We start from the raw sequence: 12,146 nt of genomic DNA, 5'->3' as shown, positions 1-12,146 counted from the left end.
ACTAGGACACTCCCTCTTTAATATTCATAGTCATTAGCTCCATTAATTCTTCTTGGGTAACGTTTTCATTTTTAACTTCACCAGTAAATATCCCTTCACTCATAGCATAAATACGGTCGCACATTCCTAAAATTTCAGGTAACTCTGACGAAATAACACAAACAGCTTTTCCTTCCGCAGCTATTTCATTGATGACACTATAGATTTCATATTTTGCTCCCACATCAACACCACGAGTTGGTTCATCTAAAAATAGAATATCTGGATCAGATAAAAGCCATTTGCCGATTGCAACCTTTTGCTGATTCCCCCCACTGAGAGAACTAACTTCTTGGGAAATACCACTTGATTTGATATTCAACTTTTCTCTAAACTCTTCTACGATTTTTGTTTCTTTTCCGTAATTTATTATATTATTTTTTGAAATTTTGTCTAAACTGGCGATGGATATATTTTCTCTTATTGATTGAATCAAATTTAACCCAGCGCTTTTTCTGTCTTCTGAAAGATACGCTATTCCATTAGAGATAGCTTCTGGGATACTTTTTATTTTTAAAAGGTTCCCATTTTTATACATTTCACCAGTGATTTTAGATCCAAAGGATTGGCCAAAAATGCTCAAAGCGAGCTCTGTTCTTCCAGCTCCCATCAGACCTGCAATACCAATGACCTCTCCTTTTTTTATATGGAAATTTATATTTTTCAGCTTTTTCTTGTCTCTAAAGGTTTCATCATAGACATCCCAATTTTTCACTTCAAAAATCGTCTCGCCTATTTCAACATCTCTTTTTGGAAAACGATTCGTTAATTCCCTACCGACCATTCCTTTTATAATTCGGTCCTCGGAAATATTATCTTTTGTTAATGTTTCAACGGTTTTTCCATCTCGAATGATCGTAACTTTATCAGCTATGTCGATTACTTCATTCAATTTGTGCGAAATGATAATCGAAGTGATACCTTGTTTTTGAAATTCTTTTAACAACTTAAGTAAATTTTCACTATCATTATCATTTAAAGCAGCTGTTGGCTCATCTAAAATCAATAGTTTAACTTCTTTAGACATCGCTTTAGCTATTTCAACCAATTGCTGCTGAGCCACACTAATTTCCGCAACTAGTATTTGAGGATTGATTTTCAATCCAACTTTATCTAATAGTGCTTTTGCTTTCTTATTGCTCAATCCCCAATCGATAACACCCTTTGTTGATTGTTCGTTGCCTAAAAATATATTTTCGGAAACAGATAAGAATTGGACTAATGCTAACTCTTGATGAATAATAACAATTCCTTTTTTTTCACTGTCACTCAATCTTTTAAACTCACAAGTTTCACCTTTAAAAACAATATCCCCAGTATACTCTCCATGAGGATATACTCCACTAAGTACATTCATTAAAGTTGATTTCCCAGCACCATTTTCTCCTACTAAAGCATGAATTTCTCCTTCTTCAACTTTTAAATCTACGCCATCTAAAGCTTTTACACCAGAGAAAGTTTTTACAATATCATCCATTTCTAAAATGTATTTAGCCAAATCCCTCACTCCATTTCTAGAAAAAGGCTACCCATTTTTGTAAGAACAGGTAGCCTTACCATTTTTTATTTCAAATCTTCTTCTGAGTAGTAACCGCTATCAATTAAAATTTCTTGATAATTTGATTGATCAACTATTACAGGTTCTTGTAAAATAGTAGGAACGATAATATTTCCATTGTCATATGTTTCAGTATCGTCTACTTCAGGCTCTTCTCCATTTTCTAAAGCTTCAATTACCATGACAGTTGAATTTCCCAATAAACGCGTATCTTTGAAAATTGTCGAATCTTGTTCCCCAGCAATTACTGATTTCACACTAGGAGTAGTTGCATCTTGTCCTGTTATAACTGGTAAAGGTTTATCGTCTGAACCATATCCGATACCTTTCAATGAAGCAATAATACTTAAACTAATAGGATCGTAAGGTGAATAGACTGCATCTAATACTTTATCTGTATATTGTGCACTTAATAAGTTATCCATTCTTTCTTGGGCAGTAGCAGCATCCCATCTCAAAGTTGCAATTTGATTGAATTCTGTTTGTCCACTAGGGATAACCAATTGTCCGTTGTCAATGTATTCTTGGAATACGGACATATATCCATCGTAATTGATTACAGCATTGTTATCATCTGGTGATCCACCAAACATTTCAATATTGAAAGGACCATCACCTTCAGCTAGATTTAATTCTTCTTCAATATATTCTCCACCTAAAACACCTACACCAAAGTTATCGAAAGTTACATAGTAATCTACATAATCACTATTCATCATCAAACGATCATAAGCAATAACGTCGATATCTTCAGCATCTGCCATTTCTAAAACATTTGTTAGTGCTGAACCATCAATTGAAGCGATTACAAGATAATCGATGCCACGAGTTATCATATTTTCAATTTGTGAAACTTGGTTTTGAACATCATCTTCACCATATTGAAGAATTGTTTCATAACCCTTCTCTTCTAATTGTTCTACCATATTATTTCCATCTGCTATCCAACGCTCTGCAGATTGTGTAGGCATAGCAATACCAACAGTCCCCTTACTTTCATCACTTGCTTCACCTGATTCGCTTGATTCTGCATCGCTACTACATGCACCTAGAGTTAATAGGACTGTTAAACTTGAAACTACGGAAAATATTTTTTTCATTTTTGACAAAACAAACATCTCCTTTTCTATTTTGTATACTTGCCGAAAAAAATGCCCCCTCCTTTGCTATGTAACTTTTGAATTCATCTAAATGATAACGCTTTTATACGGACGAGTCAAGTGTATTTTTATATTTGTACGTATGAATTTTTATGTGTAACTAAATAGGCTCTATTCTTGATCAAAGCAGTCCATAGTGCCTAAATGTTTCATTTTCATTTTGAAAAATATCCCATTCAATAAAAAAAGTCTCCTTTTGCAGGAGACTTTTTTTATTTTACTCAAATTATATGTATGACCTTTATTTCATTCATACTCATTTCTATCTTTTTCTCATACACGCAGCATTTCAAAGTTTAGCTGATCCTTCATTTGTGAGCGAGCTACCATACTCTGCATTAATTATATTTCCGTTAAAATGATCTTCTATCCTAAGCTTATAAAAATTCTTAATAATTTAGGAAACAAAAAAAGAAGAGTCAACCCGATTATGGACTGCCTCCTCAGTTAGTTTGATCTCTTTTATACTTTCTTGTAGAGTTACGGACAATCAAATAGGGTTCAAATGTGATAGATTTTTTATTGAATTCGGGATTCTCTAAAGCCTGAATGATCCATTTTGCTGCAGCTTTCCCCAATTTTTCTTTTGGATGTTGCACAGTTGTCAATTTCACTGAAGGTAATGTTTGACTCAAATGCGAGTCATCATGGCTCACAACAGAAAAATCCTCCGGTACACTTTTTCCTAACTTATTGATTTCGTGAATCAAGCTTATCGCAATCTGATCATTGTAACAAACAAAAGCAGTTGGTGAGGACATATTTTCTAATAATTTTCCTAATTTTGTTCCCAAATCATCTTTGCTTTCCGTATCGTAGGCAATGATATAATCATCATTGAAAGATAATTTCGCATCATAAAAAGCACTAATAAATCCTTTTAATCGGTTTTTCCCTTGTAAATCATCCATTTTAGTGATGATAGCTATATCCTTATGACCTAGTTCTATCAGATGTTCTGTGGCGATTTTTCCAGCTTTCACATCATTAAGAGCTATTGCTGGAGCATTCAACTCCTCATAAGTTGCATGTAGCATAACAATTGGAATATTGCTTTCAGCTATTTTTAAGTAATAACTTAAATTGGGATTGAGCAGATTACTCTTAGTCGGCTCGATGATCAATCCATCTACATTTTGATTCAACATCTTCTCTAAACTTTCTTTTTCATTTGCAACATTATTTTGTGTACTCGAAAGCATCAACGAATAGCCTTCATTACTCAGCTCGCTTTCAATACCTCTAATAATTGACGGGAAAATATAATTCGATAAATAGGTCGTTATCACGCCTATTGTCTTAGACTTTTCAACCATATTGCCCGATGATATAACAGTTTCACTTACAAACGTTCCAGATCCTTGCCTTTTGATTAATAGACCATCGTTCACTAATTCTGAAATGGCTTGGCGAATTGTATGCCTGCTTACTTTATAGACTGCCCTTAATTCAGCTTCCGATGGTATTTTAGTGTTTAAAGGATAAGTGTCTTCTGCAATCTTAGTTTTGATATCTTTTTTTATATATAAGTATTTCGGTTCAGTCATTGCAGCGTCCTCCATTTACTAATGTATCCACTCAAACTATAACGTATTTTTTATTCGAAAGTAAAGAAGTTTATAATTTGAGCTGATATCACTATATGAAAATCAAGAATGGCTGATAGGAAAATTTCAAAATAATTGAAAAAACCTATTTAAATACAGGCCTTTTCATCTCATTCGTAAATATGTATGTCCTTTCTTTGAATCACTAGCTTACAAGAAGTGACTCTTGCGCAAATACTTTCGTGACCTAATTTAATTTTATTCTAATTGCATTTCATAATAACGGTCTCAATTTACCAGTAATCGTGATTTTTTTAATTGGATCGTTATGAACGGCATTGGTTTCAACGTAAGGTACTGAATCAAAATCTTTGGATATATAATCTGCTACTTCTATATCCGACAAAAGCACATTCTCTCTATCCTAATTTGAAACTTACATCAATGGATATAAATTAGGTTGCTTCCATGCTTCTCCATCTTTTCTGTCATTACTGGAGCAATCACATTTACTAATTGAGCTAGACAAACAATTTTAATTCGATCAGAATCTTTCAATAATGTAATAAGCAGATAGTCCACCAGTATGGTGCATCTTCAAAATTATAAATTCCTTTTAATAAAGGTTGTTCAATTTGCCAAGGTTCCATTTTTGAATCTTCTTCTTTGGGTGGTCCGTATCAGTCAAAACTTTTGTTTGACTCTTGTGATTCCCTGTCTAAAATAAAAAGTGTCCCCTTATATAGGAGACACTTTTTATTTATTTACATTTTATGTTAAACAGGTATTTGTTTCCTGCTTATTTTATTTTTTTTGCTAATGTGTACATCATTTTTAAATCGTGTTGATAAACCCATTTGCTGAAAGATTTAGATATAGCATAACTGGCTTCTCTGTATAAAACAGCTGGCGCATTAGCTACACAATAATAATACAATCCATCTTTTTTGTATAGTGGATCATCTATGGTCGTATAATCCGTTCCTTCGATTGTACGATCAGCATCTGCCGCCGCATCGATGATCAGTGAATTGGGTTTCATTTTCGCTAGTTCCTCTTTCGTTACCAAGTGACCATGTTTTGCATCAAGTTCGATCCCATTGATCAGCACGTCTACCTCATCTAATTCATCTTTTAATTGATTCATCGTTTTGCGATAGTACATCCTGACCTGACTCGCTCCCATTTTGGTTACAGCCGAAAAAGCTCCTTGAGATACATTCCCCGATCCTAAAATCGCTATATTCTGATTGGAGTCTGCTAACTTGCCGAAACTCATAAAGGCGTGCTGAGTTGCTGCATATCCTGCAATGAAACTATTTCGATGAACAAAATTCATCGGTATCCACGGGATTTGTATCTTTTTCTTGTTCAATTGTATAGTAGGACATATATTGTCTAAATCAACGATCATTAATTCTTTTTCAAACCCGACATCTTCCATAAATCCTAATCCACTTACTTCAGGATGAGTCCAGCCTACGATCATCTGCCCTTTACGTAAAAGCGAATAATCATGCGGTTGGATCAATTTCAATGAAAAAATGGCCTCACACGACGCAAATACTTCCTCGCGACTAGCTAATGTACAACCTACCGCTGCATAAGCTTCATCTGGTATATCTAAGTACTCTCCAAAGCCATGTTCTACGACGAGCTCATTCTCAAAAGCCTTCACATGCTCAGGAAGTAACGCAACCCTTTTTTCATTTGGATAGGTTGGTCGAATCATACCTAATTTCATCTTCATCATCCCTTCTGCTCCAGTTTGTTAATGGATTCTAGTTAATGAATAAATAATTAACCTCTATTCATAATTATCTCATATCCCTCACATTTTAGCAAACGTTTTCAAAAAAATGCCTATACAATCACTCTTTCTATCCTTTATAATGAAAAAGAATTAGAGAAAGGAGCTCTTCAGGATGAATGTAATCGTAGACGCCGATGCTTGTCCCGTTAAAGATATCATAATAGAAGAAACAGAAAAAAAAAGCATTTCCGTTATACTCGTATCTAGTATAGATCACTATTCTATGACAATAGAACCCTCGCATGTGAAACATATCTACGTAGAAAAAGGGAACGATGCAGCAGATTTTAAAATCGTTGCCCTCGTAAAACCAGGAGATATAGTTGTTACTCAAGATTACGGCTTAGCCTCTCTTCTGTTGCCCAAGAAAGTGATCGTTATACACCACAAAGGGTTTCTTTATACAGATGAAAATATCCAAGGGCTTCTGCAAACACGCCATTTTTCAGCTCTGGCACGAAATAGTGGCCAGCGAACAAAAGGACCAAAACCATTAACAAAAGAAGACAAAAAGAAGTTTCGCCAACTATTCTTATCCAAATTAGTCACCCCATGAGCACATATACTATTTCAATACAAAACGGACGCTGCGTGGCTAGAGTTTAAGTCTAGCCACGCAGCGTCCGTTTAAATAATTTATACTGATCGATTCAAATCGATCGTAGGCAATATTTTATTTATAAACAGAGTAACTAGCTTGGCGTCGTATTGTTTTCCTGCTTGTTTCTGCAACGTCTCGATTGCTTCCACTTTTGTTTTCCCTTTAGAATACGGTCGCTCGCTTGTCATTGCATCATAGGAATCCACAATGGATAAAATACGTGAAAACAACGGAATATTTTCACCCTTTAACCCCTCAGGATAGCCTGTTCCATCAAAATTCTCATGATGATACAGGACGATTTCTGCTAAATGGCGATAAGCTTTACTTTTTTGTAACAGATGGTAGCCATGTACCGTATGCTTTTTCATTTCTTGAAACTCCTGAATGGTCAAATCTGCCGGTTTATTTAACATTTCATTTGGAGTGACCAGTTTACCGATATCATGAAACAATCCTGCGATTTGTAATTCTTTCAATTTTTCGCTAGATAAGTTCAATTCTTTTCCAAAAGCATTGCAATATGTACAAACCGTTTGTTGGTGGATCCCTGCCCAGTCTTCTGTATTAAGGAATAATGAAATCCATTCCTCTTTTACTTCTTCCATTAAAATTTCTTGAGTGATCTGATTAACTTTCATACTTTGTCTCCTTCATGCCGTAATTTTATGAATTTTATATTTTTTTACTATTCTTTTCTTTCTCAAAATACGAATCCGCCTATCCTCTTCAGTATACTACAGAATTCACTGATTAACATGATAACACGTTTACATTTTTGGATTCATACCCTTTTGATTTGATGGACCCTACAATATGTATCGGTTCTACACAATTAAATATTAACCGGAAAATACTTTTTTCTTAAAAAATGAGTGCGTTTCGACAGAAAACACTTCCAGAGTAACTGTCTGGAAGTGTTACAGAGTATTTTATATAGTCAATCGATTGAACTGAGATCAGTCGACGTTTTTCACCAACACCGCAGCGCCCATTCCTCCGCCGATACAGAGAGAGGCTAGTCCGTATGTCAATCCACGTTTTTTCAGAGCATGAATAAGGGTGACTAAAATCCTGTTTCCACTCGCACCGACTGGATGGCCTAAGGCAATGGCACCTCCATTCACGTTCGTACGTTCAAGCATGTATTCTTTTGTGATACCGAACTCTTCAGTCAATTCCTGAATCACACCTAAACTTTGGGAAGCAAATGCTTCGTTGAGCTCAAAGATATCAATGTCCTCAAATGAAATGCCCGCACGCTTGACGGCTTGTTTGATAGCGGGCGTCGGACCCAACCCCATAACAGAAGGATCTACCCCGCCCTGACCAATAGCAATGATTTCCACTAAAGCAGATAAGTTGTTTTCAATAAGGTATTCTTCGCCGACCACTAAAGTGGCACTAGCGCCATCGTTTATTCCAGAAGAATTTCCGGCGGTTACCGAACCATCTTTTTTGAAAGCGGAACGTAAGCTGCTTAATTTTTCTTCCGTCGTTTTGCGATTGGGATACTCGTCTGTATCCACTGTAACAGACCCATGTCGTTCTTTCGTTTCAACTGCCACGATTTCATCCACAAAGGCTCCATTATCTTTCGCTTCGATCGCGCGCCTTTGAGAAGTAATAGCAAAAGCATCTTGAACTGCACGTGAAATACCATAGCGTTCGACGATGTTTTCAGCTGTGACGCCCATGTGGTAGCCGTCAAATGCATCTGTCAAGGCATCATCTAACATGTGATCGCCCACCTTGTAGCCACCCATTTTCTGTCCCGTTCTTGTTTTACCTGGAATAAGGTAAGGCGCCTGACTCATCGATTCAGTTCCACCAGCAATAATAGCATGGTACTCACCAGACTTGATGCCTAGATATGCATTCATGACTGTCTTCAAGCCACTCCCGCAAACCATATTTAACGAATAAGCAGGTACTTCAACCTCGATTCCGGCTTTAATAGCTGCCTGGCGTGCAATACCTTGTCCTTGACCGGCTGGCAAAACATTTCCCAATACAACTTCATCGATATCTTTATGGTCGATGCCACTCTGTTCGAGTACACCTTTTATGGCATAGCTCCCCAATTCTGAAGCTGAAACATCTTTCAAAGCACCTAAAAATGATCCGATCGGTGTCCGTTTCGCTCCAGCGATATAAACTTTATTCATTCGCGGTCTCCCTTCTGCAAATAGGGTATTCTATTGTATAGATTACATTAAATAGTGCTTACGCTTACAGTAGCACATCTTTTTTAAATTTATATTAAATTGATCATTCGACCGCCGAAATCAAAGAAGTGGCTCCTGCTGCAAAATCTTCGTATGACTTCTCTGCCCTTTGAGTCATAGTTCCCACATACGAATAAGGCTAGGTATCCCTCTCTTTATTCCTACTGCTATCGATTGAACTGAAACTTGAACATGCAATTCATTCGGTAAATACACTCTTTTGATTTCTTCATGGTCTATGCTACGTCACACAAACTATTTGTCAGTCGCATTGCTATGCCTAAAAATTTCGCCTTAGCCTCAATCAGTATCCCTTTGTGTGTCCAAAACAGGCAACAACATTGATTCCACTGCCCCAACGTCTTAGTTCCTTTTTACATAGCGTGACTGTATGCCTAGCATTTCCCAAGCGAATGACAACTACACACCCAATCGTTATTTGTCTTCTATCCCAAAAAACAATTTAGGTCTCGTCCCATTTTTTAGAATACGTCTCATTAAAATAAAACTGTATTTTTACCTAGGGTCCTTTCCATAATTGCATAAAAATCGCTTAGGGCATCTTTGGATTTTTCTAAGACTTCAAAGCTCTCTTCATAATAGGTAGTGACATAGGTCAAAAACAATATATCCAGTGCATACAGTTGCATTAGGACAGACAATGTTGCTCCACTTCTCAGTGGTGCCTCTTTTGAGGGCGCCGTTTTCAATGCATAATCAGCTAAGTTTGCCAAAGGATTGTCCGTGAGATGTGTGACAGAGACAACTTTTACCTTCATTTTTTTTGCTAAAGTAGCCAAGGCCAAAGTCTCTTTTTTCTCTCCCGTATTTGATATAGCTATAAACAACGCATTTTTGTCCGCACTTTTCAATGACGCTGCTAAGTAATGCTGGTCCGTTGAACTCATCACTATTTTTCCTAAACGTGAAAATTTCTGCTGCAAATCTTGACCTGCAATAGAGGAAGAACCCAATCCGTACACAAAAATAACCGGACTCTCGTGTATGATTTCATTTATCTGTTGAAGTATTTCCTCATCTAATGCATCATTTGTTTCATAAAACGTGTGTTGTGTATTCAGCAAAAATTTCCTTTTCACCATTTCAATCGGATCACCATACGTGATGTCTGTATGAATGTCTTCTCTGATCTCACTCATATTGGCAGAAAGTTGTAATTTCAAGTCGGTAAATCCTTTTAATCCGAGCGAATGACAGAATCTAATGACCGCAGCCGCACTGCTGTCAGCTTTATTTGCTAAAGTTGATGCATTCATACTGATGACATCCATCGCATTTCCTAAAATGAATTGTGCAATCTTTCTTTCTGATTTCGGTAACCGGGATTCTTTCTCACGTATCGTTAACAGGACATTATTCATATTTTTCTCCTCTGAACTATCGTTTATTTACGTAGATTTTGCATATTCATTTATTTTTACACATTTTTTTGTAAAATAATAAACCGCTTTCATTAAACTATCGTAACATATCGAAATAAAATTTCAATCCTCTCTCATGAAATTCTCAAGAAACTTTCAGTGTTACCGCTACCTATTTTTTTTGCATTAGAGGATTATGCTATACTATGTATTGAAAAGTAAGCTTTCCTACCAACAATAGATTCAAAGGAGTACTGCCTATGTCAAAAATATTCTTTGTTCGTCACGGAAAAACCGAATTCAATGCTGCGAAAAAAGTTCAAGGAGGCAGTGTAGACTCTCCTCTTCTACTCGAGAGTATTGTTGAAGCAAAAAAGACGGGTATCCGCTTAAAAAAAGAAAACTTGCGCTATGTTTTTGTTAGCCCTCAAATACGTGCGCTGGATACTGCTCGTCATATTACAGAAGCATTTACACATATACATGAACTACAGACAGTGGATGAGTGGAAAGAAATGCATTATGGCACCTGGGAAGGAAAATATATGCCTGATTTAGAAGTAGATTATCCACAATTGTTTCATCACTTGAGAAACCAGCCCGAGAAATACGATCCCCGAACGATCCAAGCTGAGACATATGAAAGCTTGGCTTCTAGAGGCGTGACTGCCATCCAAAAAGCGCAAGAACAATTCCCAAATGAAAATTTATTGTTTGTTGGACACAGCATCACGACAACGTGTACGATGCTTTCACTTCTAGGTAAACCCATCAGTGCTTTTCGTTCTTTTGAACCATTGGATAATACGAGTATATCTATTCTTCATTTTGATAATGATCACTATTCGGTGGACACTTGGAACGATACGAGTCATTTAAATTAAAAGAAACAGGGTGGGACAAAAAACGTTCAGACCCGAATAGAGCTCCAGTTACTGTATCCGTAAGCCACTAAAGTGTCAACGGATACAGCAACTGGAGCGGATACTCGAAAGATAGTCGTAGACTATCGAAGAGTGTTCGTGAAGTGGCTGTCGGGTCTGTTTTTTGGAGCACGTTTTAGAAAGTAACGTTTGAAAAATGATTAGAGGCTGGGACTTTTGTCCCATCCTCTTTCTTTTTATGGAGATAGTGTTTGCTAAAGCCGCTTCAAAAAGTTCCTTTGCCAGATTGAAGAGGGATCTGGCGACTTTTGACCAAGTAGGTGTCTGAAGTTGCTCGAACGGATATGATTCCCGCAACTTCAACCGGATTTTCTTATAAAGTTAACCGATCGACACTCTTACTGGACACTTCAAGCGAAATACTGTCTGAAGTTGCTCGAACGGATGTGATTCTGGCAACTTCAACCCGATATTCTTATAAAGTTAACCAATCGACACTCTTACTGGACACTTCAAGCGAAATGCTGTCTGAAGTTGCTCGAACGGATATGATTCCGGCAACTTCAACCCGATATTCTTATAAAGTTAACCGATTGACACTCTTACTGGACACTTCAAGCGAAATACTGTCTGAAGTTGCTCGAACGGATATGATTCCGGCAACTTCAACCCGATTTTCTTACAAAGTTAACCGATCGACACTCTTACTGGACACTTCAAACGAAATGCTGTCTGAAGTTGCTCGAACGGATATGATTCCGGCAACTTCAACCGGATTTTCTTATAAAGTGTACCGATCGACTTATTTATTGAAAAGTTTGAAAAGCAACTATAGGTAAACTTTGCCGGATCGAAGAGAAATCCGGCAAAGTTCCTGCTGACTGCTCTACAGACTATCGAAAAGAAATGCTCGGCATTTCTTTCATTAAAAAAA

The 12,146-nt window shown here is 36.8% G+C and carries 12 protein-coding genes; 3 read left to right on the top strand and 9 right to left on the bottom strand.

The features are described 5' to 3' along the window. Position 1: 1 nt before the first annotated feature. The 6 genes from H626_RS0106500 to H626_RS0106475 form a co-directional block, all read right to left on the bottom strand. A complete protein-coding gene (locus H626_RS0106500) occupies positions 2-1,537 on the bottom strand; it encodes a sugar ABC transporter ATP-binding protein (RefSeq protein ID WP_027108629.1) in 1,536 nt (511 codons plus the stop codon). 65 nt (positions 1,538-1,602) lie between these two features. After that, positions 1,603-2,715: a multiple monosaccharide ABC transporter substrate-binding protein gene (gene chvE / locus H626_RS0106495; protein ID WP_425411629.1), complete on the bottom strand. Its 1,113-nt coding sequence runs from the start codon at positions 2,713-2,715 to the stop codon at positions 1,603-1,605. A 485-nt stretch (positions 2,716-3,200) separates the two neighbouring features. Further along, positions 3,201-4,304: a GntR family transcriptional regulator gene (locus H626_RS0106490; protein ID WP_027108627.1), complete on the bottom strand. Its 1,104-nt coding sequence runs from the start codon at positions 4,302-4,304 to the stop codon at positions 3,201-3,203. 274 nt (positions 4,305-4,578) lie between these two features. Continuing rightward, positions 4,579-4,710, bottom strand: coding sequence for a hypothetical protein (locus tag H626_RS11700; protein ID WP_281170660.1), 132 nt, complete (start codon positions 4,708-4,710; stop codon positions 4,579-4,581). A 35-nt stretch (positions 4,711-4,745) separates the two neighbouring features. Then, the gene (locus H626_RS11795) at positions 4,746-4,886 is read right to left on the bottom strand and encodes an alpha-L-arabinofuranosidase C-terminal domain-containing protein (protein WP_169449787.1); all 141 of its coding nucleotides are present in this window, start codon (positions 4,884-4,886) and stop codon (positions 4,746-4,748) included. A gap of 217 nt (positions 4,887-5,103) precedes the next feature. After that, positions 5,104-6,057, bottom strand: coding sequence for a Rossmann-fold NAD(P)-binding domain-containing protein (locus H626_RS0106475; RefSeq protein WP_281170659.1), 954 nt, complete (start codon positions 6,055-6,057; stop codon positions 5,104-5,106). A gap of 172 nt (positions 6,058-6,229) precedes the next feature. Between H626_RS0106475 and H626_RS0106470 the strand changes: the two genes are divergently transcribed. After that, complete coding sequence (locus tag H626_RS0106470; protein WP_027108625.1) at positions 6,230-6,673, top strand: YaiI/YqxD family protein; 444 nt, start codon at positions 6,230-6,232, stop codon at positions 6,671-6,673. A gap of 80 nt (positions 6,674-6,753) precedes the next feature. On the opposite strand, the gene H626_RS10820 is transcribed toward H626_RS0106470, so the two are convergent. The 3 genes from H626_RS10820 to H626_RS10815 form a co-directional block, all read right to left on the bottom strand. Then, on the bottom strand, positions 6,754-7,359 hold the full coding sequence (locus H626_RS10820; RefSeq protein ID WP_051237881.1) for an HD-GYP domain-containing protein: 606 nt from the start codon (positions 7,357-7,359) through the stop codon (positions 6,754-6,756). Between the two features lie 318 nt (positions 7,360-7,677). Then, the gene (locus H626_RS0106460) at positions 7,678-8,886 is read right to left on the bottom strand and encodes an acetyl-CoA C-acetyltransferase (RefSeq protein WP_027108624.1); all 1,209 of its coding nucleotides are present in this window, start codon (positions 8,884-8,886) and stop codon (positions 7,678-7,680) included. A gap of 557 nt (positions 8,887-9,443) precedes the next feature. Next, positions 9,444-10,328: a MurR/RpiR family transcriptional regulator gene (locus tag H626_RS10815; RefSeq protein WP_035618832.1), complete on the bottom strand. Its 885-nt coding sequence runs from the start codon at positions 10,326-10,328 to the stop codon at positions 9,444-9,446. Between the two features lie 260 nt (positions 10,329-10,588). Here H626_RS10815 and H626_RS0106450 point away from each other — a divergent pair, with 260 nt between their 5' ends. Together H626_RS0106450 and H626_RS0106445 are read left to right on the top strand one after the other, a co-directional pair. Continuing rightward, positions 10,589-11,212 carry a histidine phosphatase family protein gene (locus H626_RS0106450; protein ID WP_027108623.1) on the top strand — a complete coding sequence of 208 codons (624 nt, stop codon included), beginning with the start codon at positions 10,589-10,591 and terminating at the stop codon, positions 11,210-11,212. A 320-nt stretch (positions 11,213-11,532) separates the two neighbouring features. Then, positions 11,533-12,051: a hypothetical protein gene (locus H626_RS0106445; protein ID WP_027108622.1), complete on the top strand. Its 519-nt coding sequence runs from the start codon at positions 11,533-11,535 to the stop codon at positions 12,049-12,051. Positions 12,052-12,146 lie beyond the last annotated feature (95 nt).

This window comes from Lacticigenium naphthae DSM 19658, from assembly GCF_000425865.1.
GTDB lineage: Bacteria > Bacillota > Bacilli > Lactobacillales > Carnobacteriaceae_A > Lacticigenium > Lacticigenium naphthae.
The sequence above is the reverse complement of the archived record's forward strand: the minus strand, read 5'-3'. Positions and strand labels throughout refer to the sequence as shown.